Consider the following 21,792-nt stretch of genomic DNA (forward strand, 5'->3'; position numbering starts at 1 on the left):
CACGCCCACTGTGGACAACTAGGCTCCGAGCCGGGCCATCCCCAGCAGCATGGTGCCCAGCACCAGCGCCAGGACGGCTGCCGCCGTCAACCCCTGGACCAGCCGGCGGTGCTCCCGTGGGGCGTACACCAGCCCCGCCGCCATGACCGCTCCGGCCACCAGCCCGCCGATGTGCGCCCGCCAGTCGATCCAGCGCACCGAGAAGGTCACCACCAGGTTGAACACCAGCAGGGCGACCACCGGCCCGAGCGGCGCCCGGTCGTACCGCACCAGCACCACCGTGGCCCCGAGCAGCCCGAAGATCGCCCCGGAGGCCCCCACCGAGTAGAGCGAGCCGCCGTCGACCAGGAACGCCAGCGCGTTCCCGGCCAGCCCGGACAGCAGGTAGAGGCCGAGGAAGCGCACCCGGCCGAGCGCCCGCTCCAGCGGCGGCCCGAGCACCAGCAGGCTGACCAGGTTGGTCGCCAGGTGCGCGAAGCCCGCGTGGACGAAGGCCGAGGTCAGCAACCGGTACCACTGCTCGGGCCCGGCGGCCACGCCGATCGACACCCCGGGCGCGGGCACGTAGCTGTACAGGCCGAGCCGCAGCTGCCAGGCCGGCGCGAGGTACTCGGTCAGCAGGAAGACCAGCACGTTCAGCCCGGCCAGCACCGCCGTCACCGGCGCCACCGCCCGCCCCGGGCGCCCGGGGCGCACCGGGCGCCCGCCGAACCGCCCGGTGGCCGGCCGGCCCTGCGCGCCCGCCTCCCGCACGCACTCCGGGCACTGGAAGCCGACCGCCGCCCCGGTCATGCAGTCCGGGCAGAGCGGGCGGCCGCACCGCCCGCAGGACACCCCGGTCTCCCGCTCGGGGTGCCGGTAGCAGGCCTGCGGGCCGCCGCCGCTCCCGACCTGCGGGCTGTCGTCGGGCGAGCCGGGAAGCATCCGCTACCTCCTCATGACGGATCCCGGCCACCCACCCGCTTCCGGGGGGCGCCGGGACCGTCCAGGCTACGCCGTGGTGACTCAGCCGCGGGCGATGACCACGGACTCGATCACCACGTCCTCCAGCGGGCGGTCGCCCGGCCGGGTCGGAGCCTTCGAGATCTGCTCGACGATGGCCTGGCTGCCCGGGTCGACGACCTCGCCGAAGATGGTGTGCTTGTTGGTCAGCCAGGTGGTCGGCGTGACCGTGATGAAGAACTGCGAACCGTTGGTGCCCGGGCCGGCGTTGGCCATCGCGAGCAGGAACGGCTTGGTGAAGGCGAGGTCCGGGTGGAACTCGTCGGCGAACTTGTAGCCCGGGCCACCGGTACCGGTGCCCAGCGGGTCACCGCCCTGGATCATGAAGTCGCCGATCACACGGTGGAAGACGGTGCCGTCGTACAGCGGCGTCTTCGACTTCTGGCCGGTGCGGGGGTCGGTCCACTCGCGCGTGCCCTCGGCCAGCTCCACGAAGTTCGCCACCGTCTTCGGGGCGTGGTTCGGGAAGAGCTTGACCACGATGTCACCGCGGTTGGTCTTCAGGGTGGCGGTCAGGTCCTCGGCCACGGAATGCCTTCCTCTCTCTCGAATCACTAACACCTGGAATCATCCCACGACCCCCGCGGACGGCTCAGCCCGGCGTGCTGAGCGGCAGATGAGCATGCATGATCTCCAAACAGGTGGAAAGGTGCATAAAGGACGCCACCGAGGAGGAGAAGCTCGTGACCCGTTTGGACTCAGCGCGCGAGACGGCCGGCCGGACGAAGGAGAACCTCACGCCCTACGCCGCCACCGCCAAGGACGCCGCCCGGCAGTACGCCGAGGAGGCCAAGCTGCTGCTCGCCCCCCGGATCGACGCGCTCGGCCCCAAGGCCGCGGCGGTCGGCGCCCAGGCCAGGACGGGTGCCGCCCAGGCGGCGCTGGCGGCCCGCACCCAGTACACCAAGCACGTCGTCCCCCAGCTGGAGCAGGCCTTCGCCGGGCTGCCCCCACACGCCCAGAAGAGCACCCTGAAGGCCGTGCACCGGGCCCAGGAGGCCGCGCTGGCCGCCAAGCTCACCGCGGCCCGGACCACCGAGCAGGCCAAGGCGGCCGTGGTCCCCAAGGTCACCACGGCGGTGGACAACGCCCGGGCCACGGTCACCCCGCTGGCCCAGGAGGCGCACACCCGCGGGGCGGCGGCGCTGACCGCGCTGCACGGCCATGTGACGGCGGCCGAGATCAGCGACCTCGCGGCGAAGAACGCGAAGAAGCAGCACCGGCACGGCTGGGCGACCGGCCTCGCGGTGGCCGGCACCGTGGCGATCGGCAGCGGGGTGCTGGTCTGGCACTGGTACCGCAAGCAGAGCAACCCCGAGTGGCTGGTCGAGCCCCCGGCGCCGCAGACCACCTCCGGCACCGGCAGCGCCACCCCGGTGGAGGAGACCCTGGTGAACGGGTCGACCCCGAGCGGCGCGAGCCGGCCCGGTGCGGGCCCGCACCACCGGCCGGACGACCAGCCGGGCGGCGGCGGCGCTCCCGACAGCGGCGGGGCCGCACCCCACGCCGACCACGACGAGCGTCCCAAGCCGCACGACCCGCGCAAGCCGCACTGACGCACCGCCGCCGCCGCCCGGGCAGGTGGGCGGACAGCTGAGCGGGCTGTTGGGCGGGTGTTGGGCGGGCAGCAACGACGAACGGCCGCCGACCTGGTGATCAGGTCGGCGGCCGTCGGGTTGTGGAGCTTAGGAGATTCGAACTCCTGACATCTGCCATGCAAAGACAGCGCTCTACCAACTGAGCTAAAGCCCCGTGTTCCGGGCACTAGCGTACCCGTTCCCGGAACGAATCCCGCGCGGGCCGACGAACAGCACCGACCGGAGCGCCCCGGAGGGCGGACCGGCCCCGGCCTGACGGCCGGGGCCGACCCGCGGGAGGCCGGCGCACCGGCCCCCGAAGATCGTCTGCTGGCCTCAGCGGCCGGCCGGGACCGGGTCGGTGGCCTCGGTCCACAGGTCCTGCTCGGCGCGGTCCGCCTGGACCTGACGGTAGACAAAGAAGCCGCCGAGGGCGACCAGGGCGACCAGGAGGAGCTTCTTCACCGCGGGACCTCGTCCTTCTTGCTTGCAGTATCGGATCGCCGGCCCGCCGTCCCGACCGGGAGGCAGCACCCACGAACCCTTTGGTGTACGAGCACGAACCAGCGGTCGAGGTGGAGACCGCCTTGCGGCCGATGATACACACCGGTAACCGGGTCAAGAGGTGCCACTGCCCGGTCCAACCGACCGATCCGCGCCCAGGATTGACGCCACGCCTTCTGTCGTACGGTCTGCCCGACCGGCCGGCACCCGCAGCACCGCCGTCCCGGCGGTCAGATCCACCGTGCTCCGCGGCGGCGCGCCCTCGCCCTCCTCGTCGCGCAGCATCAGGGTGCTCCGCCGCTGGTCGAGCTCGTGCTGCTTGCCGGCCGCGAACTGCGCGTGCAGCTGCTCGAACCCGGTCGCCGAGATCTGCCCCTCCCGGCCCGTCCCGCGCCAGGGGATCCACCGGGTCCGGCTGGCCCGCAGCGCGAGCTGATCGACGATGCCGACCAGCACCAGGGCGCACACCAGCCCCGGGATGCTCATCGCCCAGAACACCGCCATCGGTTTGCTCCCCTCCGCAGGCCGGATCTCCCCCACCATCATGCGCCCCACCCCCGGCCGAGCAGAAGGGCCGGTGCGGCGGCCCCTAGGCCACCGCACCGGCCCCGGCGGCTACCTCCGCCGGCGCCCGCGCGGGCCGGCCACGTCCAGGCGCAGGATCCGCAGGTCGCCGCGGATCGCCCGGAGGTCGTCACCGTGCCGGCAGAGCCGCTGCCCGATCGCCGCGATCACCCGGTCGCCGGCGTCGAGCCGGCGCTCGATCGCCAGCAGCCGCAGCTCCACCGCATCGAACGGCTCCTCACCGTCGATCCGCCGCTGCCACTCCCGCACCGCCGGATCGGCGGCCACCCGCTCGTACTCGTCCCGGCGCAGCCCGCTCCACGGCCGCGGCCGGGCCCGGAACTCCCGCACCCGCGGCGCGGCCGCCTCGTCCCGCCAGAACTCCTCGGCGGCGGCCAGCATCGCCCGCCGCACCGCCCGGGCCACCCTGCTGTCCCGCAGCAGCATCGCCACGTTCAGCACGGCCCGCCGGGGGAGGATGGTGAGCCCGGAACGGGCCTGTGGATAACTCGCGTAATAGAGAGACATCGTCTCACTCTTAAAAGTCTGCAGGTCAGCACCCCGGAGCGCGCGAGCTCCGCTGGCCTCCAGCTCCTCGCGGTGGCGGACAAGCACCTTCCGGATCACCTCCTCGCCGACCTCGAAGTAGTCGGCCGCCATCCGGACGGTCACGTGCACACCGTCCGGGAGCAGGGTGAGCGCCTTGACCTTGTCGAGCGCCTCGGTACGGCCGTCCAGCCGCCGGGCCAGCTCACCGCGCAGCGTCGGGGATTCGAGCATGACGGAGTCCATGGACATGGGGATGCCCTCCATGGTTGAAGTGGATCGTGGACCGCCACATCACCCGGGGCGTACGGGGCCGAACTTCCGCCGGCCGGACCAGAGGTCGCACACGTCCACAGATCCAATGACCGGTACTGTCGCCCGGCTATCCCCGACTTCACAGGAGTTTCGAGTCGCTCATCCCCACAGTGCCTCTGCGCACCCGGTCCAACGAGCCACCCGGGCAGAGGTCACGCCGGGAACGCCAGAAGGCCCGGAGTGAGATCACTCCGGGCCTTCTGCGCCGGTGGGCCTAACAGGACTTGAACCTGTGGCCTCTTCCTTATCAGTTCGATCAGCTGATCGAAACGAGCAGTCTGCAGCCGGGGCGGCACCAGCAACTGTGGGTGCACGTTCGCCGGGATCCGCCACAATCCGCCGCCGTTGCTGTCAGGTGTCGTTGTCAGTCGGGCCGCCGTCGCGTCAGTGATAGCGCCGGTGAGCGGCCTGCGCGGACACGCCAAGCAGTTCACCCACCTCCCTCCAAGTCATCCCGGCCGACTCAGTCGCCATCGCTATCTCACCTTGGAGCACTGCCTCGGCCGCATCCCGCAGCTTCGCCGCGAAGTAGATGCGGTACCGCGCCCCCTGCCTCCGGTAGGGCCTGCATAGCTTGTCGACCTGCTCCTGGAGGAAGACCTCGATCTCATGCGACTGTCCCGATTCGATGCGCTCTCTCTGGTTCGGCATCAACATATGTTGACAGATCTGACGACCAGTCACTCAATTTCGAGAAAAGTCGCAGGTCAGAGCACATGCCCAAGCGTTCACGGATTGTCGGACCCGATCGGTAGCGTTTTACATGCGAGGAGCAGTCCAAGGGCCACCCGGCAAACGCCGAGCGGCCCCCCGCTGCAACGGGAGGCCGCTCCTCGCACCGCTCGGTCTCGTTGAACAGAAAGGTGCTACTGATGAAAGTACGTCCAGACAAGGACATTGCCCAAGGCCAGACTCGCCGGGGCCGCGGCTACCTGGCTGGCGCCGCTGCCGCGGTGCTCATCGCTACCGGGGTCGTAGCTGCCTATCCGCAGACCGCCGCCCCGCTTGGCGTCGGGGCAGCAGTCGCAGGTATCGCAGTGCCATACGTGCGCCGAAGGTAGTTGAGCAAGTGCTCGGACCCGGACTCCACGGGCGGTGGAGCGGTTTTGGCCGGTGTCCTGCCTGGTCTGGGTCCGAGCATGATCGGGGGGCCGTAAGCTGCTGCGACTCGGTCAGGGCTCTTTGGGCCTGACCGCAATTTGGCCGAGTGGCCCCCCGGTCTTGCTCGGTGCGGGTCCCGGTCCTGGCAGGTGGGTAAAACCGTGGAGCCGCCCGCCCCGGCCCCGGTGGGGTGGGTTCTGACCCCGGTTCTTGGTCCCGCTGCCGCTGGCCGGGCTGGGGGTAAGTCTGGACCTTGTCCGTTTTCGCCCCGGCCTTAGCTTCCGCCCCTCGGGCGCGGACGGTCGACGGCGAAGCCCCAGCCGGGGCGAAGACAGGAGGCGGGGCGCGCGCCGGCGGACGGCCGGCGCCGCCGCGCGCAGCGCGGCACCCCGAACCTTGTGTGAGGCTGCTTACCAGTCAGTTCAGGAGGCCGGGAATCTTCGCCGGTATCTCCGATGCCGCCGTGATGTGCCTTCCCCTTCGGGCTCCGCCCCCGCCCGCGCCGCGGCACGCGGCGCCTTGATGAAGTAGCGAAACTCGTAACAGCTCCACTAGCCGAGTAGACCCGCCCTACTGGCGAAGGGCTTCCGGGATCTCCGCCATGCTGTCCACGATCGCGTCGGCCCCTGCTTCAGCGAAGGTCGAGCGCTTGTGGGGCTTATTCGCGTAGCCGATGGCGGTGGCCCCGGCGGCATGGGCGGCCTCGATGTCAGTCAGCGAGTCGCCGATCAGCGTGCACTTTGCGGGCTCCACCCCGAGCACCTCGGCCGCCTTGAGCAAGGAGTAGGGCTGAGGCTTCATCAGGTCTGGGCGCCCCGCTGGGCGACCGATGATCTCTTCGACGTACTCCATGAGCCCGTGACGATCCAGGAAGGCTCGGACGCAGCTCGCCGAGTTGTTGCTGACCACCGCGACGCGGCGTCCCAAGCTCTTCGCATCACGCAGAGCTGCCACCGCACCAGGGGTCGGGTTGCCGGCCACCGCCACTGCGATTTCCTCGGCCTCTGTCAGGGCCTGCTCGATCCGCTGGCCCAACTCCTGGTCGACCCCGTAAGCGATGCGCATGATGACCAGCGGATCATCCGTGGTAGCAGTCTCACTGATCAGGGATGGCGCCTGAGCGACAAGCAACTCTTCGAGCTTCCTGGCTACCTCCGGAGCTGGCGCGCCGGCGAAGACGTCGCACACTGGTCCGTCGAAGTCGAACAGGATGCCGGGGACAGCCAGCGTTCGGATCAGGTCGTCACTGGGCATCGAGATCGAAGTCCCTTCCGATGGTGTCCCAGATGCTGTCGAACCACATGCGACCCTGCTCGACCTGCTGCAAGCCCGAGGAAGAGTCGCCTTCGTTGACCGAGTGGTGGAAGAGAACCGTGTCTTTGCCCACCAGGTCGTATATCTCGATGGCCTCGCCCTGAGCCACCACCTTGTTCGGCCTGATCGGGTAGTAGCCGAAGAATGCGTCGGTCTCGTTGATGATGTACAGCTTGAAGAACTGTGTGCCGCTGTGGACCCGAACCTCTACCCGGGTCTCCGAGACCAGGCCGAGGTGGCTCAGCTCGGCGACGGAATCCCGGATGCTGCGCGCGTAGCCGACCATGATGTCGTGCATTCGGTCACGTAGCCGCACGTCGTCCGCGCAGTCCTCGCGCCGGACCGGGGCCGCCTGCGGCACGCTCATGTCCGGTACCAGGATGCGGATGCTGATACTCCTCGGCGTCAGTCGACCGATGCGGATCTTGTCCAACGGCTCCTGCAGTGCGCCGTGGAGCGTCTCGCTGGAGAAGCCTGCGAAGTCGATGGTGACGGTGTCGCTGGCGAATGCCTGTTCCACGTAAGGCCGAAGCCCCGCCGGCCGCTCGGTGCGGTTGCGGACGTAGACCCCGCTGCCCTTGCGAGAGACCACGAGACCTTCGTCCTCAAGGTCCCGTAGCGCGCGCTGGATCGTCGCCCTGGCGAAGCCATACATCTCCGTCAGGTCCTTGTGCGACGGCAGCTTCTCCCCCGGGGCGAGCCTCCGTGTGCGGATGGCAGCGCCAAGGCTGCTAGCCACCTGCTCATACGGCGGACGGCTGTCGTCCGGGTCAAGTCGGTCGGGGGCAAAGGTCATATCGCGATCGTACGCGGCCAGCCGACATTGGGACAGCCAAGTTAGCCAGGGTGTTGACCTGGCTAGCCATGTAACCTACTTTAGAGACCTGGCCAGCCAGGCTAGTCAGGTTGGGGCGGCCCACCTACCGCCAAGCAGAGCCGCCGCCCCTCTCTCGAAGGGAAGTTGCACATGTTCTTCAAGGATGGCAACGGCAAGGACGACAAGTACGAGATCACCTGCAACGACTTCTCGTGCGACTGGAGCGACACCACGAGCGCCAGCACCTACGAGGACGCGTTCCGGATCCACGCCGACCACAAGACGAGCCACAAGCCCGAGAGTCGGGGCATCACCTCGAAGCTCTTCGGCCGCCGCAAGTAGTCACCTCGTCCGAACAGTGCCCGGGGCGGCGCACCTACCGCCAAGCAGAGCCGCCGCCCCGGGCTTCCCTCGAAGGGGAACTTCCATCATGCCCGCTGTTGCCGTTCTCGCCTCGCCCACGGTCCCGATTCCCTCCGCCCGACCGGAGCCCGTCCGGCAGTCTCGCGCCGGGCGTGACTGCCCGGTCTGCGCCGACCACCACCGCTTCGCCCCCGCTGCCTGCGCGGTCGAGTTCGCCGCCCGGACCTGGATCACGTGCCACGACTGCGCCGGTACGGGCTGGGACTCGACCGGATTCAACATCTGGTGCCCGACCTGCTGCGGCAACAAGATCCTGGAGGGCTGACCGATGGCCTTCACCTGGGACGAGATCCTGAACATGGCACCGCATTCGACCCGCTGCCCGCGCTGCCTCACCCAAGCCCCGGCTTGGGCCTGGGTTCGCGCCGACGGCCTGTGGGTGCTGACTCACGATGGGAACACGATCTGCCCGCGCGACTCGAAGTTCGGCTGGCACCCTGAGACCGCCCCGGCACGGTTGGCGGTGGCCGCGTGATCCTGCCCTACCCAGTGTCTGGTGAGGCAGATCGGCTCGCCCTGGCGGACCTGGCACGGCTTGCCTCCCGGGGTGACCTTCCAGAGCTTCACGAGCAGATTCGGCGCACGGGCGGCTGCTCGAACCCGGTCCACCTCAAGGGGTTCCGCACTCTGGTGCACGCCCCGACCGGCGCCGTCTGGCACCGGTTCTCCACCGACCAGGCACCCGGCGAGCGGCTCAAGGTCGCCTGCGGCAACCGCCGGGCCTCCCGCTGCACCTCGTGCGCCCGAACCTACGCGGCCGACACCTTCCACCTGATCCGCGCCGGACTCGCCGGGGACGAGACCAAGGGCGTCCCCGGCACCGTCCGCGAGCACCCCCGGGTCTTCGCCACCCTGACTGCTCCGTCGTTCGGCCCGGTCCACAACCGGCCCGACTCCGGCCGGTGCCGCTGTGGCCTGGCGCACCCGGCCGGAGCCGCCGTGCTGGGCACTCCGTTGGACCCGGAGCGCTACGACTACGCACACGCCGTGCTGTGGAACAACCACGCCCCGGACCTGTGGCGGCGCTTCACGATCTACCTGTTCCGGGTGATGGCCAAGCTGGCCGGGCTCACGCAGCGGGAGTTCAAGGAGCAGGCACGGATCTCGTTCGGGAAGGTCGCCGAGTTCCAGCGCCGGGGCGCGGTCCACTTCCACACCGTGATCCGGATCGACGGCCTCGACGGTGCTGGCTCCCCGCCCCCGGACTGGGCAACGGTGGCTCTCCTGGACAGCGCGATCCGCCGAGCCGCCCGCCGCGCCGGCGTCCCGGTGGCCGGTGCCGGACCGTATCCGGCCCGGGTCCTGGAGTGGGGTGCTCAGGTCGACGTGCGGCCGATCGGTGCGTTCGCATCCGGGGAGATCAGCGAACAGGCCGTGGCCTCGTACGTGGCGAAGTACGCGACCAAGTCGGCGGAGAGCACCGAGAGCGTGGACCGCCGGATCCTGGAGCGCCAAGAGCTGGACCGGCACGACCTGCCCGACCACACCCGGCGCCTGATCGAAGCCTGCTGGGACCTGGACGTGCTGTACCCGGAACGGCTGCTGGCGCACTGGTCCCACATGCTCGGCTTCCGGGGCCATTTCTCCTCGAAGTCCCCGACCTACTCGACCACTCTCGGGGCGCTCCGCCAGGTCCGGGCCGACTTCCGCGCCGACCAGGCCCGCCAGGACTTACGGGAACGGCTCCTGGCCGCCGGTCTGCCCGACCTGGACGACCTGCCCGAGGCCGAGACCCTCGTACTCGCTCACTGGTCCTTCGCCGGGTCCGGCAACACCCCGGGCGAGTCCATCCTCGCCGCGACCATCGCGCGCGAGCTGGAGCACAACCACGCCATCCGCAAAGAGCTGATCGCCTTGGACCAGGAGGAGCAGGCATGGCTGACGAACTGCTGACCGTCCCCGAAGTCATGGCGCGTCTCAAGCTCGGCCGCTCGGCGGTCTACGACCTGATCCGGACGCGGCAGCTGGCGTCCATCACCATCGGCCGGGCCCGCCGGGTGCCGGCCGACTCGATCCGGGCCTTCGTGGCCCTGCGACTGGAGGCAGCGGCCTGATGGCCAGGAAGAACCCGAACGGTGCCGGAACGATCGTGAAGCGATCCGATGGCCGGTACATGGGCGCGGTCTACGTGACCGACACGCTGGGGCGCCGGGTCCGAAAGAGCGTCTACGGCAGGACCTACGACGAGGCGGCCGAGAAGGTCGCGCTGCTTCAGGCCCAGGAGCGCAAGGGCGTCCCTGTGCCGGACAAGGCGTGGACCGTTGCGGGATACCTAGCTCACTGGCTGGCCGAGATCGTGCAGCCCAACCAGCGGCCGACCACGTACAGCAAGTACGAGACCATGGTGCGGCTGTACCTGATCCCCAAGCTGGGGACTAAGAAGCTCACCAAGCTAGGTGTCGAAGACATCCGACGCTTCCTCCGCCAGCTGAAGACCGACAGGGTCGGCGGAGCCACCCAGCAGGAGTGCTTGAAGACGCTCCGGAACGCGCTCAACCGAGCGATGCGCGAAGAGCTGCTTTTGCGGAACGTCGCTCAGCTGGTCGACATGCCGAGAGCCGAGACACGGGAGGTTATCCCGTGGCGGGCTCAGGAAGCGATCACCTTTCTGCGGTCGACCAGGTCGCACCGGCTGCACGCGGCCTTCGTCTTCGCCATCGTGTTGGGCCTTCGACGCGGTGAACTGCTCGGTCTCCGGTGGATCGACCTGGACCTGGCCGAAGGTGTCGCTCACCCTCGGAAGCAGGTCCAGCGGCAGAAGGGCACCGGTCTGGTGCTGACCGATCTCAAGACCGAGCACTCGAAGGGCGCGCTGCCACTTCCGCGGCTCTGCCTCGAAGCGCTGGGAGAGCGGCGCCAACTCCAGAAGCTGGAACGGGCCAAGGCCGACGGAACCTGGACGGAGATGGACCTAGTCTTCACGACCGAGTCAGGCGGGATGATCGATCCCGACGGCTTCTCCGGGAGCTTCGAGCGCCGGGTGATCCGCTCAGGCGTGAGGCGTATTCCGCTGCACCACACCCGGCACACGACCGGCAGCCTGCTCGCCTTCCTGGGCATCCATCCGAATGACGCGCAGAAGATCCTTCGGCACAGTCGGATCACGACCACTCTGGAGATCTACACCCATGTGACGACCGACACACAGAGGGCTGCGGCAGCCATGCTGAGCAGCAAGCTGCGAGACGGGATGAACGGATCCTCGCTCGACTGAATCCTGACGTGCCCCGGATTTGGCCGCTGCCGTTGCTGTCAGATCGTGGATGTCAAAGGACCCCGGCCACTAGGTGACCGGGGTCCTTCTTGCAGGTGGGCCTAACAGGACTTGAACCTGTGGCCTCTTCCTTATCAGGGAAGCGCTCTAACCGTCTGAGCTATAGGCCCTTGCCGCACTGAAAGATTAGCGGACCGAGCGCCGATCTCCCAAATCCGTATCCGCGGCCTCCCCGGAGCCGGGCTCCGGGCGGTGCAGCTCAGGGTCCCGGCGGCCGGTCAGCCACTGCTCCCGGGTGGCGGGCAGGCCGCTGTGGCCGGCCCGGGTGGTGCGGACGGCGAGGACCTGGTTGACCCCGATCCGGTTCTGCTCGAAGGCCAGCGCGGAGGCCGCCATGTAGAGCCGCCAGACCCGGGCCCGGCCGCGGCCGACCAGCCGGACCGCCTCCGGCCAGTGCGCCTCCAGGTTGGCCACCCACTCCCGCAGGGTCAGCCCGTAGTGCTCCCGCAGCGCCTCGACGTCGCGTACCTCGAAGCCCGCGTCCTCCAGCAGGCCGACGGTGCTGCCCACCGGCGCCAGCTCGCCGTCCGGGAAGACGTAGCGGTCGATGAACGGGCTCGGCCGGTACGCCTCGCCGGGCAGGTCGGGGCGCCGGCCGATCTGGTGGTTGAGCAGCCGCCCGCCCGGGGTCAGCAGGCCGTGCAGGCCGGCGGCGTAGGTCAGGTACTGGGCGGAGCCGACGTGCTCGGCCATGCCGACGCTGGAGATGGCGTCGAAGGGGCCGTCGGGGATCTCCCGGTAGTCCTGCAGCCGGATCTCGATCTGCTCGCCCAGGCCGGCCTCGGCGACCCGCCCGCGGGCCAGCGCGACCTGCTCGGCGGAGATGGACACCCCGACCGCGGTGACGCCGTAGTTGCGGACGGCGTGCAGCACCAGCGAGCCCCAGCCGCATCCGACGTCCAGCAGCCGCAGGCCCGGGCGCAGGCCCAGCTTGCGGCAGATCAGGTCCAGCTTGGCCGTCTGGGCGTCCTCCAGGCTCTTCGCCTCGGGCGTCCAGTAGGCGCAGGAGTAGACCATGCTCGGCCCGAGCACCAGGCGGTAGAAGTCGTTGCCGACGTCGTAGTGGTGGCTGATCGCGGCCTGGTCCCGGCGGCGGCTGTGCAGCCGCCCGCTCGGGCGGGCGGCCTCCTCCGGTGGCGGGGCCGGCTGCGGGCCCACCGCGCCCAGCCGGACCAGGGTGGCCAGCAGCTCCCGCCCGCGCGGCCCCAGCACGTCACCGAGGCCGATCTCCAGCTGCCGGACCCGAGGGTGCTCGGCGAACTCCGCGACCGCGGAGAGCACCTCGTAGAGGTCGGTGTCGGCGGCGATCTCCAGGTCACCGGCCACATAGGCACGGGCCAGGCCGAGCTCACCGGGCTGCCAGAGCAGGCGGCGGACCGCACGGCGGTTGCGCAGCACCAGGGTCGGGGCGCCGGGCGGGCCGGCCACGCTGCCGTCCCAGGCCTGCACCCGCAGCGGCATGCGGAGCCCGAGCAGCCCCTCCACCGCACCGATCAGTTGTGTTGCGACCTCAGCCATGACGGGCCTCCGACCAGCCGTAACAGCTCCACCGCTTGCCTGCTCCACCGTGCTGCCGTGCCGGCGCCACGCTGCGCCGGTGAGAATGGCTGCCCGGTCGACGGGGCCGGTAATCCCGCGTCCGCCAACCCGATCCACTTATCCACGGGCCGCCGCGTCCGCGCCCTCCGGCACGCCAGCCCGAGCCCCGGCGTCACCCGAACGCGGGCACCGACGCGAACGGGCCCCGAAGGCTGCAACAGCCTTCGGGGCCCGGCCATTCCGCGCGGGTGACTGCTCGTCAGTCCTCTTCCGCCAGGGTCAGCTCGACGCCGCCGGTGAAGCCGGCCGCGCTGTTGTAGATGAACGCGGACAGCGTGGCCAGCGCGGTCATCAGCACCACGTCCACCACCGCGATCAGGATGGTGAACATCATGACCCGGCCGAAGCCGATGTAGTCCATCAGGTTGAAGCTGCCGGCGCTGTCGTTGCCGGTGACGTCCTTGAGCGTGCTGCTCAGCGAGTCGAAGACGCCGAGGCCGTCCAGGGTCATCCAGAGCACGGCCGCGGCGACGATCAGGATCACGCCGACCGCGAGCGACAGCAGGAAGCTGACCTTCATGACCGACCACGGGTCGGCCTTGGTCACCCGCAGGCGCGCCTTGCGGGTGCGGCCGCCGCCCGGCGCGGCGGCCGGGGGAGTGCCGGGCCGGCGGGGCGCGGTGCCGGGCGGCACCCGGGTGCCGCGGGCCGGGGTCGGCTGCCCCTTCGCGTACGTGGTCGGCGTGGAGAATCCGTCCGTGCCGCCGCCCTGGGCGGCCGGCGGCTGGCCGCCGTACCCCGCGGCGCCGGCCTGGCCCGCTGTACCGACCGGCGGCATCAGCGAGGTGGAGGCCGCCGCCGGGTGCTCGGTCGGACGGGGCGGCACTCCGCCGTACGGCGTGCCGCCCGGCAGCCCGCCCGTGGCACCTCCAGCACCCGTGGCTCCACTCACCCTGGTCCTCCTGCAGTTCCCGCCAGGCCGGCGGTCCGCCCTGGTCATCGCTCCGGTCCGGTGCCGGCCGTGTGGCCGATGCCGGTCAGCGGTCCGGCGTCCGCCCCGGCGAGGGGGCGGACACCGGCCCGTGGGCGGGAGGTCAGGCCTGGTCGGCCGAGCCGCCCGCCGTCGTCCCGTCCTCGGCCACGGGCGCCTCGGCCACAGCCTCGGCAGCCTCGTCCTCCGAGGTCTCCTCGTCCTCCGCCTCCGCGTTGCGGGCCATGCCCACCACCGCGTCACGCTTTCCGAGGTTGATCAGTTGGACGCCCATCGTGTCACGTCCGGTTTCACGAACCTCGGAAACCCTGGTCCGGATCACGCCGCCGGACAGCGTGATGGCCATGATCTCGTCGGTCTCCTCGACGACCAGGGCCCCGACCAGCGAGCCACGACCCTCGACGATCTTCGCCGCCTTGATACCGAAACCACCGCGGCCCTGAACACGGTACTCGTCCACCGAGGTCCGCTTCGCGTAGCCACCGTCGGTGGCGGTGAAGACGAAGGTGTTCGGCCGGATCGAGTTCATCGACAGCAACTCGTCGTCCTCACGGAAGGACATGCCCTTCACACCCGAGGTGGCGCGGCTCATCGGGCGCAGCGCCTCGTCGGTGGCGGTGAAGCGGATCGACTGCGCCTTCCGGGAGATCAGCAGCAGGTCGTCCTCGGCGGAGACCAGCTCGGCGCCGATCAGCTCGTCGTCCCGGCCGTCCTCGTCCTGCCGCAGGTTGATCGCGATCAGGCCGCCGGAGCGCGGCGAGTCGTAGTCCTTCAGGCGCGACTTCTTGACCAGGCCGTTGCGGGTGGCCAGCACCAGGTACGGCTTGTCCTCGTAGGTGCGCACCGCCATCACCTGGGCGATGTGCTCCTCCGGCTGGAAGGCCAGCAGGTTGGCCACGTGCTGGCCGCGGGCGTCCCGGCCGGCGTCGGGCAGCTCGTAGCCCTTGGCCCGGTAGACCCGGCCCTTGTTGGTGAGGAACAGGATCCAGTTGTGCGTGGTGGTCACGAAGAAGTGGTCGACGATGTCGTCCTGCTTCAGCTGCGCACCGCGCACGCCCTTGCCGCCGCGCTTCTGCGAGCGGTAGAGGTCGGAGCGGGTCCGCTTGACGTAGCCGCCGCGGGTGATGGTGACGACGATGTTCTCCTCGGCGATCAGGTCCTCGATCGAGAGGTCGCCGTCGGAGGGGATCAGGGTGGAGCGCCGCTCGTCGCCGTACTTCTCGACGATCGCGGTGAGCTCCTCCGAGATGATCTCCCGCTGGCGGGAGGGCGAGGCGAGGATCGCGTTGTACTCGTTGATCTTCGCCTGCAGCTCGTCGTGCTCGCTGAGGATGCGCGCGCTCTCCAGCGCGGCCAGCCTGCGCAGCTGCATCTCCAGGATCGCGTTGGCCTGCAGCTCGTCGATCTGGAGCAGGTTCATCAGGCCGCTGCGGGCGGCGTCGGCGCTCTCCGAGGCCCGGATCAGCGCGATCACCGCGTCGATCTGGTCGAGCGCCTTGAGCAGCGCGCGCAGGATGTGGGCGCGCTCCTCGGCCTTGCGCAGCCGGAAGGTGGTCCGGCGGACGATGACCTCGACCTGGTGGTTGACCCAGTGCCGGATGAAGGCGTCCAGCGAGAGCGTGCGCGGCACGCCGTCGACCAGGGCCAGCATGTTGGCGCCGAAGTTGGTCTGCAGGTCGGTGTGCTTGTAGAGGTTGTTCAGCACGACCTTGGCGACCGCGTCGCGCTTGAGCACGACGACCAGGCGCTGGCCGGTCCGGGACGAGGACTCGTCGCGGACGTCGGCGATGCCGGCGACCTTGCCGTCCTTGACCAGGTCGGCGATCTTCAGCGCCAGGTTGTCCGGGTTCACCTGGTACGGCAGCTCGGTGACCACCAGGCACTGGCGGCCCTGGATCTCCTCGACCTCGACCACGGCGCGCATCGCGATCGAGCCGCGGCCCGTGCGGTAGGCGTCCTCGATCCCGCGGCGGCCGACGATCAGCGCGCCGGTGGGGAAGTCCGGGCCCTTGATCCGCTCGATCAGGGCTTCCAGCAGCTCCTCGTTGGTGGCCTCGGGGTGCTGCAGCGCCCAGAGCGCACCGGAGGCGACCTCGCGCAGGTTGTGCGGCGGGATGTTGGTGGCCATGCCGACCGCGATGCCGGTGGCACCGTTGATCAGCAGGTTGGGGATGCGGGCCGGCAGGACGGTCGGCTCCTGCTGGCGGCCGTCGTAGTTGGCGGCGAAATCGACGGTCTCCTCGTCGATGTCCCGCATCATCTCCATGGCCAGCGGCATCATCTTGCACTCGGTGTACCGCATCGCGGCGGCCGGGTCGTTGCCCGGGGAACCGAAGTTGCCGTTGCCGTCGACCAGCGGCATCCGCATCGACCAGGTCTGGGCGAGCCGGACCAGGGTGTCGTAGATCGAGGTGTCGCCGTGCGGGTGGTAGTTGCCCATCACGTCGCCGACCACGCGGGCGCACTTGTAGTAGCCCTTCTCGGGCCGGTAGCCGCCGTCGTACATCGCGTAGAGCACCCGGCGGTGCACCGGCTTGAGGCCGTCGCGGACCTCGGGCAGCGCACGGCTCACGATCACGCTCATCGCGTAGTCGAGGTACGAACGCTGCATCTCGGTCTCGAGCTCGATCGGCTCGATCCGCACGGTGCCCTGGCTGGTGCTGTTCTCCGGCTGCTCGTCGCCGTCCGGACGGTTGTCGTCGACCACTGGTGGTCAGTTTCCTTTCACGCGGGGCCTGGTTACGTGGGAGACCGCTCGGGTCACACGTCCAGGAACCGGACGTCCTTGGCGTTGCGCTGGATGAAGGACCGGCGGGCCTCCACGTCCTCGCCCATCAGGACGGAGAACAGGTCGTCGGCGCGGGCCGCGTCCTCCAGGGTGACCTGGAGCAGCAGGCGGTGGGCCACGTCCATGGTGGTGATGCGCAGCTCCTCGGCGTTCATCTCGCCGAGACCCTTGAAGCGCTGGATCGCGTCGTCCTTCGGGAGCCGGCGGCCGGCCTCCACGCCGGCCGCGATCACCGCGTCGCGCTCGCGGTCCGAGTAGGCGTACTCGAAGTCGTCCCGGCCCCACTTGATCTTGTACAGCGGGGGCATCGCCAGGTACACGTACCCCGACTCCACCAGCGGCCGCATGAAGCGGAACAGCAGGGTGAGCAGCAGGGTCCTGATGTGCTGTCCGTCGACGTCGGCGTCGGCCATCAGCACGATCTTGTGATAGCGGAGCTTGGACTCGTCGTAGTCCTCCTGGATGCCGCAGCCGAAGGCCGAGATCAGCGCCTGGACCTCGGTGTTCTGCAGCACCTTGTCGATCCGGGCCTTCTCGACGTTCAGGATCTTGCCGCGGATCGGGAGGATCGCCTGGGTGCGCGGGTCACGGCCCTGCTTGGCCGAGCCGCCGGCGGAGTCACCCTCGACGATGAAGATCTCGCACTCGGCCGGGTCCTTGGACTGGCAGTCGCTCAACTTGCCGGGCAGCGAGGCACTCTCCAGCAGGCCCTTGCGCCGGGTCAGGTCGCGGGCCTTGCGGGCCGCGACCCGGGCGGTGGCCGCCTGGATCGACTTGCGGATGATGTCCGAGCCCTCGTTGGGGTGCCGGTCCAGCCAGTCGTTCAGCTGCTCGTGCACCACCTTCTGGACGAAGGTCTTGGCCTCGGTGTTGCCCAGCTTGTCCTTGGTCTGGCCCTCGAACTGGGGCTCGCCCAGCTTCACCGAGATGATCGCGGTCAGACCCTCGCGGATGTCCTCGCCGGAGAGGTTGTCGTCCTTCTCGCGGAGCAGCTTCTTGTCCCGCGCGTAGCGGTTGACCAGACCGGTCAGCGCCGCGCGGAAGCCCTCCTCGTGGGTGCCGCCACCGTGGGTGTGGATGGTGTTGGCGAAGGAGTAGACCCCCTCGGTGTACGAGGAGTTCCACTGCATCGCGATCTCCACCGAGATCGCCTTGTCCTTGTCCTCGGACTCGAAGTCGATCACCGAGGGGTGGATCGGGTCGCCCTTGCGGGAGTTGAGGTGGGCGACGAAGTCCGCGATGCCGCCGTCGTACTTGTACGTGACGGAGAGCGGACGGCCCTCCTCGTCGGCGTGCTCCGGGCGCTCGTCGGTCAGCGCGATGGTCAGTCCCTTGTTCAGGAACGCCATCTCCTGGAAGCGCCGCGAGAGCGTCTCGAAGGAGTAGACCGTGGTCTCGAAGATGTCGGGGTCGGCCCAGAAGGTCACGCTGGTGCCGGTCCGCTCGGCGGCCTCGTGCTGCTCCAGCGCGGCGGTCGGGGCACCGGCCTTGTAGTCCTGGGTCCAGCGGTGGCCGTCCCGGTGGATCTCGATCGCCAGCCGGGTGGAGAGCGCGTTCACCACCGAGACGCCGACGCCGTGCAGACCGCCGGACACGGCGTAGCCGCCGTTGCCGAACTTGCCACCGGCGTGCAGCACCGTCAGCACGACCTCGACGGCCGGCCTCCCCTGGCCGGGGACGATGTCGACCGGGATGCCACGGCCGTTGTCGACCACGCGCACCGCGCCGTCGGCCAGGATGGTCACGTCGATCGTGTCGGCGTACCCCGCCAGCGCCTCGTCGACGGAGTTGTCCACGACCTCGTACACCAGGTGGTGCAGGCCGCGCTCACCGGTCGAGCCGATGTACATGCCGGGGCGCTTGCGGACGGCCTCGAGGCCCTCCAGCACCGTGATGTTGCTGGCGTCGTACGACTTCTCGCCGGACTGGTCGGTGGGGTCTGGGGTCTGGCTGGGGTTGCCGGAATCGGCCACGAAGCGCCCTCTCTGGCACAGCGCGGGTCGCATGCCACCCGGTGATTCGGACGGCCTGCGACCACGGCGTTTCGACTCGGTTGCTGCGAGCAACAGTGTTTGGCTCTCAGTCTACCGGTACGACTGACAGAGAGGGGCGTTTGGCAGCCCCTGAGGGCAGATGTGCCGCCCTGAATCCCCTCTGCACATGTCCCGATACTCGGCCAGGGGGCTCAGGGCCCTCACAGCGGCCGCCAGCGGTTCCGGACGGCCACCCTCCGGGCCGCGGGTCACCCCCAGGTGTCGCCGGGCCCCTTACTCCCCGGCGCGCGCAGCCTCCCGTACCCCCGAACCGGCGCGTCAGGCCCCAACACCTTGATCACCTTCACCGTGCCGTGCCCCAGCTCGTGGTTGAGCCGGGCCACCAGCTGCCGGGCCAGCAGCCGCAGCTGGGTCGCCCAGGCCGTGGAGTCGCACTGCACCGTCAACACGGCCTCGGCCTCCGCGTACTGCTTGGGCACGCAGTGCGCCGCGATGTCCGGCCCCACGATCTGCGGCCAGCGCCCCATCACCCCGCCGACCGCCGCCGGCGCCTCCCAGCCCCGCTCGGTGATCAGCCGGTTCAGCGCCGCACCCAGCGGCACCGGGTCGCGCCCGTCCGCCCGCGCTCCGCTGCGCAGCCCGTGCCGCTTCGCCTCACGCTTCTCCCGGACCTGCTCACCGCGCTTGCGGGCCTGCTCCTTGGCCGCCCGCAGGGCCACCCGCGCCAGATCCACACCCGACAGCTCAGGCGTCTCGCTCATGCGCCGCACCTTTCCCCAGGCTGTGGACGGTCGCCCGGGATCCAGGCGTGGACCGTCCAGCGTACGAGGTTCCCGGGGCTCACGGGACCGGACGGGACACCGTGCCGTCCGAGACCACGTACCGGGCGCCCGCCAGCGCCGCCGGGACGTCCTCGGGCACCGCCGCCGTCACCAGCACCTGCTCGCCCCCGGCCACCAGCTCCGCCAGCCGGTCCCGCCGCCGCGCGTCCAGCTCCGCGAAGACGTCGTCCAGGATCAGCACCGGCTCCCCGCCGTCCGCCTTCAGCAGCTCGTACGAGGCCAGCCGCAGCGCCAGCGCGTACGACCAGGACTCCCCGTGGCTCGCGTAGCCCTTCGCCGGCAGCGGGCCCAGCCGCAGGGTCAGCTCGTCGCGGTGCGGGCCGACCAGGGTCAGGCCGCGGGCCACCTCCTGGCCGCGGGCCGCCAGCAGGGCCGCCAGCAGCTGCTCCTCGGCCTGCTCCCGGCTGGTCGGCAGCTCGCCCTCGAAGGAGCTGCGGTACTCCAGCAGGGTGTCCCCGCCGCCGGGCGCCAGCTGCGCGTACGCCTGCGCCACCAGCGGCTGCAGCGCGCCCACCAGTTGCAGTCGGAAGGCCGTCAACTCGGCCCCGGCCCGGGCCAGATGACCGTCCCACACCTCCAGGGTGGACAGGTCCGCGCCCTTGCCGCCGCCGGAGCGGCGGGCCAGCGCGGCCGTCTTCAGCAGCGCGTTGCGCTGCTTGAGCACCCGCTCGTAGTCCTGCCGCACCCCGGCCAGGCGCGGTGCCCGGGCGGTCAGCAGCTCGTCCAGGAAGCGCCGCCGCTCGCCCGGGTCGCCCTTCACCAGGGCCAGGTCCTCGGGGGCGAACAGCACCGTGCGCAGCAGCCCCAGCACGTCGCGCGGGCGGACGTTGTCGGAGCGGTTGATCCGGGCCCGGTTGGCCTTGCCGGGGGTGAGCTCCAGCTCGACCAGGGTCTGCCGGGCGTCCCGCACGATCGAGCAGCGGATCACCGCCCGCTCCGCCCCCAGCCGGATCAGCGGAGCGTCGGTGGCGACCCGGTGGCTGCCCAGCGTGGCCACGTAGCCGACCGCCTCGACCAGGTTGGTCTTGCCCTGCCCGTTGGGCCCCACGAACGCCGTCACGCCCGGGTCGAGCGGGACCTCGACCCGGGCGTACGAACGGAAGTCGGCGAGCGACAGGTGCGCGACGTGCATGGCTGGGTACTGCGCTCGCCTTCTGCGGGAACCGCCGGTGACTACTTGGACTCGACCGCGTGGCCGCCGAACTGGTTGCGCAGCGCGGCGATCATCTTCATCTGCGGGGAGTCGTCCTGCCGGGACGCGAAACGGGCGAACAGCGAGGCGGTGATGGCCGGCAGCGGCACCGCGTGGTCGATCGCGGCCTCCACCGTCCAGCGGCCCTCGCCGGAGTCCGCCGCCCAGCCCTTGAGCTTGGCCAGGTGCTCGTCGTCGTCCAGCGCCCGGACGGCCAGGTCGAGCAGCCAGGAGCGGATCACCGTGCCCTCCTGCCAGCTGCGGAAGACCTCGCGCACGTCGGTGACCTCGGGGGCCGCCTCCAGCAGCTCCCAGCCCTCGGCGAAGGCCTGCATCATCGCGTACTCGATGCCGTTGTGGACCATCTTGGCGAAGTGGCCGGCCCCGGCCTTGCCCGCGTGCACGGCGCCGAACTCGCCCTCGGGCTTGAGTGCGTCGAAGATCGGCTGGGCCATCGCGACGTGCTCGGCGTCGCCGCCGTACATCAGCGCGTAGCCGTTCTCCAGGCCCCACACGCCGCCGGAGACGCCGCAGTCGACGAAGCCGATGCCCTTGGCCGCCAGCTGCTCGGAGTGCTTGACGTCGTCCGTCCAGCGGGAGTTGCCGCCGTCGACCACCACGTCGCCGGGCGAGAGCAGCTCGGCGAGCTGCTCCACGGTCTCCTGGGTCGGGCCGCCGGCCGGCACCATCACCCAGACCACCCGGGGGCCCTGGAGCTTGCTGACGAGCTCCTCCAGGCTGTCCACGTCGGCGAGTTCCGGGTTCCGGTCGTAGCCGATGACGGTGTGGCCGGCGCGGCGGATGCGCTCGCGCATGTTGCCGCCCATCTTGCCGAGACCGATGAGGCCGAGCTCCATGACAAGTCCTTCACTGTGGTGTCGTGCCTGATGGCGGCGCCGTTGCCGCGCTGCCCAGAGCCTACGCCGGGAACGTCGCCAGGCCTCGCCCGACAGGTTCAGTCCGGGCGAGGCCTGGCGTGGTCCACATCCTGTGGACGCAGGTGTGCACG

21 protein-coding genes, 2 tRNA genes and 1 pseudogene are annotated in these 21,792 nt (G+C 70.3%); 7 read left to right on the forward strand and 17 right to left on the reverse strand.

Annotated features, from left to right (window positions below):
* Positions 1-18: 18 nt before the first annotated feature.
* Both AB0K43_RS06780 and AB0K43_RS06785 read right to left on the reverse strand, forming a co-directional pair.
* Positions 19-924 (reverse strand): rhomboid family intramembrane serine protease, encoded by a 906-nt coding sequence (locus AB0K43_RS06780; protein ID WP_363636541.1) that lies wholly within the window; start codon positions 922-924, stop codon positions 19-21.
* 81 nt (positions 925-1,005) lie between these two features.
* Positions 1,006-1,530 carry a peptidylprolyl isomerase gene (locus AB0K43_RS06785; protein WP_363636543.1) on the reverse strand — a complete coding sequence of 175 codons (525 nt, stop codon included), beginning with the start codon at positions 1,528-1,530 and terminating at the stop codon, positions 1,006-1,008.
* A 98-nt stretch (positions 1,531-1,628) separates the two neighbouring features.
* Here AB0K43_RS06785 and AB0K43_RS06790 point away from each other — a divergent pair, with 98 nt between their 5' ends.
* A complete protein-coding gene (locus AB0K43_RS06790) occupies positions 1,629-2,558 on the forward strand; it encodes a DUF5324 family protein (RefSeq protein WP_363636545.1) in 930 nt (309 codons plus the stop codon).
* Positions 2,559-2,681: 123 nt separating this feature from the next.
* Here the strand turns inward: AB0K43_RS06790 and AB0K43_RS06795 are convergent.
* From AB0K43_RS06795 to AB0K43_RS06825, 7 genes are all read right to left on the reverse strand, one after another.
* Positions 2,682-2,754, reverse strand: a tRNA-Ala gene (locus AB0K43_RS06795).
* Positions 2,755-2,915: 161 nt separating this feature from the next.
* The gene (locus AB0K43_RS06800) at positions 2,916-3,044 is read right to left on the reverse strand and encodes a DLW-39 family protein (RefSeq protein ID WP_014137031.1); all 129 of its coding nucleotides are present in this window, start codon (positions 3,042-3,044) and stop codon (positions 2,916-2,918) included.
* 153 nt (positions 3,045-3,197) lie between these two features.
* Positions 3,198-3,587, reverse strand: a complete 390-nt coding sequence (locus AB0K43_RS06805) for a DUF6191 domain-containing protein (protein WP_363636547.1) — start codon at positions 3,585-3,587, stop codon at positions 3,198-3,200.
* Positions 3,588-3,698: 111 nt separating this feature from the next.
* Complete coding sequence (locus AB0K43_RS06810; protein ID WP_363636549.1) at positions 3,699-4,445, reverse strand: hypothetical protein; 747 nt, start codon at positions 4,443-4,445, stop codon at positions 3,699-3,701.
* Between the two features lie 447 nt (positions 4,446-4,892).
* The gene (locus tag AB0K43_RS06815) at positions 4,893-5,159 is read right to left on the reverse strand and encodes a hypothetical protein (protein WP_363636551.1); all 267 of its coding nucleotides are present in this window, start codon (positions 5,157-5,159) and stop codon (positions 4,893-4,895) included.
* 1,020 nt (positions 5,160-6,179) lie between these two features.
* A complete protein-coding gene (locus AB0K43_RS06820) occupies positions 6,180-6,863 on the reverse strand; it encodes an HAD-IA family hydrolase (protein WP_363636553.1) in 684 nt (227 codons plus the stop codon).
* Positions 6,853-7,719 carry a winged helix-turn-helix domain-containing protein gene (locus tag AB0K43_RS06825; protein WP_363636555.1) on the reverse strand — a complete coding sequence of 289 codons (867 nt, stop codon included), beginning with the start codon at positions 7,717-7,719 and terminating at the stop codon, positions 6,853-6,855. The genes AB0K43_RS06820 and AB0K43_RS06825 overlap by 11 nt, the downstream gene beginning before the upstream one ends.
* Positions 7,720-7,890: 171 nt before the next feature.
* On the opposite strand from AB0K43_RS06825, the gene AB0K43_RS06830 reads away from it, so the two are divergent.
* From AB0K43_RS06830 to AB0K43_RS06855, 6 genes and pseudogenes are all read left to right on the forward strand, one after another.
* Entirely contained in the window at positions 7,891-8,082 is a 192-nt protein-coding gene (locus AB0K43_RS06830; RefSeq protein WP_363636557.1) for a hypothetical protein, read from the forward strand.
* 88 nt (positions 8,083-8,170) lie between these two features.
* A complete protein-coding gene (locus AB0K43_RS06835) occupies positions 8,171-8,428 on the forward strand; it encodes a hypothetical protein (RefSeq protein ID WP_363636559.1) in 258 nt (85 codons plus the stop codon).
* Between the two features lie 3 nt (positions 8,429-8,431).
* Positions 8,432-8,638: a hypothetical protein gene (locus AB0K43_RS06840; protein ID WP_363636561.1), complete on the forward strand. Its 207-nt coding sequence runs from the start codon at positions 8,432-8,434 to the stop codon at positions 8,636-8,638.
* A gap of 86 nt (positions 8,639-8,724) precedes the next feature.
* Positions 8,725-10,056, forward strand: a pseudogene (locus tag AB0K43_RS06845) (replication initiator); the annotation flags it as partial.
* Positions 10,038-10,217 (forward strand): helix-turn-helix domain-containing protein, encoded by a 180-nt coding sequence (locus AB0K43_RS06850; protein ID WP_363636563.1) that lies wholly within the window; start codon positions 10,038-10,040, stop codon positions 10,215-10,217. The pseudogene AB0K43_RS06845 and the gene AB0K43_RS06850, both read left to right, overlap by 19 nt.
* Positions 10,217-11,377, forward strand: a complete 1,161-nt coding sequence (locus tag AB0K43_RS06855; protein WP_363636565.1) for a site-specific integrase — start codon at positions 10,217-10,219, stop codon at positions 11,375-11,377. Before AB0K43_RS06850 ends, AB0K43_RS06855 begins: the two co-directional genes overlap by 1 nt.
* Positions 11,378-11,473: 96 nt before the next feature.
* Here AB0K43_RS06855 and AB0K43_RS06860 read toward each other — a convergent pair.
* The 8 genes from AB0K43_RS06860 to gnd form a co-directional block, all read right to left on the reverse strand.
* Positions 11,474-11,547: transfer RNA gene (locus AB0K43_RS06860), tRNA-Ile, on the reverse strand.
* Between the two features lie 16 nt (positions 11,548-11,563).
* Positions 11,564-12,955: a cyclopropane-fatty-acyl-phospholipid synthase family protein gene (locus tag AB0K43_RS06865; RefSeq protein ID WP_363636567.1), complete on the reverse strand. Its 1,392-nt coding sequence runs from the start codon at positions 12,953-12,955 to the stop codon at positions 11,564-11,566.
* A 280-nt stretch (positions 12,956-13,235) separates the two neighbouring features.
* On the reverse strand, positions 13,236-13,928 hold the full coding sequence (locus tag AB0K43_RS06870) for a DUF3566 domain-containing protein (RefSeq protein ID WP_363636569.1): 693 nt from the start codon (positions 13,926-13,928) through the stop codon (positions 13,236-13,238).
* 142 nt (positions 13,929-14,070) lie between these two features.
* Positions 14,071-16,674, reverse strand: coding sequence for a DNA gyrase subunit A (gene gyrA, locus AB0K43_RS06875; protein WP_363636571.1), 2,604 nt, complete (start codon positions 16,672-16,674; stop codon positions 14,071-14,073).
* A gap of 53 nt (positions 16,675-16,727) precedes the next feature.
* Positions 16,728-18,761 (reverse strand): DNA topoisomerase (ATP-hydrolyzing) subunit B, encoded by a 2,034-nt coding sequence (gyrB, locus tag AB0K43_RS06880; protein WP_363636573.1) that lies wholly within the window; start codon positions 18,759-18,761, stop codon positions 16,728-16,730.
* Between the two features lie 236 nt (positions 18,762-18,997).
* The gene (locus AB0K43_RS06885) at positions 18,998-19,510 is read right to left on the reverse strand and encodes a DciA family protein (RefSeq protein WP_363636575.1); all 513 of its coding nucleotides are present in this window, start codon (positions 19,508-19,510) and stop codon (positions 18,998-19,000) included.
* Positions 19,511-19,589: 79 nt separating this feature from the next.
* On the reverse strand, positions 19,590-20,723 hold the full coding sequence (recF, locus tag AB0K43_RS06890) for a DNA replication/repair protein RecF (RefSeq protein ID WP_363636577.1): 1,134 nt from the start codon (positions 20,721-20,723) through the stop codon (positions 19,590-19,592).
* Between the two features lie 41 nt (positions 20,724-20,764).
* Positions 20,765-21,640 (reverse strand): phosphogluconate dehydrogenase (NAD(+)-dependent, decarboxylating), encoded by an 876-nt coding sequence (gnd, locus tag AB0K43_RS06895; protein ID WP_363636579.1) that lies wholly within the window; start codon positions 21,638-21,640, stop codon positions 20,765-20,767.
* Positions 21,641-21,792 lie beyond the last annotated feature (152 nt).

The sequence above is a fragment of the Kitasatospora sp. NPDC049258 genome, from assembly GCF_040678895.1.
Taxonomy (GTDB): Bacteria; Actinomycetota; Actinomycetes; order Streptomycetales; family Streptomycetaceae; genus Kitasatospora.

Excerpts from the sequence above, each read along its gene's own strand:
- AB0K43_RS06780 (WP_363636541.1), bottom strand. The coding sequence starts at position 924 with ATGCTTCCCGGCTCGCCCGACGACAGCCCGCAGGTCGGGAGCGGCGGC.
- AB0K43_RS06790 (WP_363636545.1), top strand. The coding sequence starts at position 1,629 with ATGATCTCCAAACAGGTGGAAAGGTGCATAAAGGACGCCACCGAGGAG.
- AB0K43_RS06805 (WP_363636547.1), bottom strand. The coding sequence starts at position 3,587 with ATGGCGGTGTTCTGGGCGATGAGCATCCCGGGGCTGGTGTGCGCCCTG.
- AB0K43_RS06810 (WP_363636549.1), bottom strand. The coding sequence starts at position 4,445 with ATGTCCATGGACTCCGTCATGCTCGAATCCCCGACGCTGCGCGGTGAG.
- AB0K43_RS06815 (WP_363636551.1), bottom strand. The coding sequence starts at position 5,159 with ATGCCGAACCAGAGAGAGCGCATCGAATCGGGACAGTCGCATGAGATC.
- AB0K43_RS06820 (WP_363636553.1), bottom strand. The coding sequence starts at position 6,863 with ATGCCCAGTGACGACCTGATCCGAACGCTGGCTGTCCCCGGCATCCTG.
- AB0K43_RS06825 (WP_363636555.1), bottom strand. The coding sequence starts at position 7,719 with ATGACCTTTGCCCCCGACCGACTTGACCCGGACGACAGCCGTCCGCCG.
- AB0K43_RS06830 (WP_363636557.1), top strand. The coding sequence starts at position 7,891 with ATGTTCTTCAAGGATGGCAACGGCAAGGACGACAAGTACGAGATCACC.
- AB0K43_RS06835 (WP_363636559.1), top strand. The coding sequence starts at position 8,171 with ATGCCCGCTGTTGCCGTTCTCGCCTCGCCCACGGTCCCGATTCCCTCC.
- AB0K43_RS06840 (WP_363636561.1), top strand. The coding sequence starts at position 8,432 with ATGGCCTTCACCTGGGACGAGATCCTGAACATGGCACCGCATTCGACC.
- AB0K43_RS06850 (WP_363636563.1), top strand. The coding sequence starts at position 10,038 with ATGGCTGACGAACTGCTGACCGTCCCCGAAGTCATGGCGCGTCTCAAG.
- AB0K43_RS06855 (WP_363636565.1), top strand. The coding sequence starts at position 10,217 with ATGGCCAGGAAGAACCCGAACGGTGCCGGAACGATCGTGAAGCGATCC.
- AB0K43_RS06865 (WP_363636567.1), bottom strand. The coding sequence starts at position 12,955 with ATGGCTGAGGTCGCAACACAACTGATCGGTGCGGTGGAGGGGCTGCTC.
- gyrB (WP_363636573.1), bottom strand. The coding sequence starts at position 18,761 with ATGCGACCCGCGCTGTGCCAGAGAGGGCGCTTCGTGGCCGATTCCGGC.
- AB0K43_RS06885 (WP_363636575.1), bottom strand. The coding sequence starts at position 19,510 with ATGAGCGAGACGCCTGAGCTGTCGGGTGTGGATCTGGCGCGGGTGGCC.
- recF (WP_363636577.1), bottom strand. The coding sequence starts at position 20,723 with ATGCACGTCGCGCACCTGTCGCTCGCCGACTTCCGTTCGTACGCCCGG.
- gnd (WP_363636579.1), bottom strand. The coding sequence starts at position 21,640 with ATGGAGCTCGGCCTCATCGGTCTCGGCAAGATGGGCGGCAACATGCGC.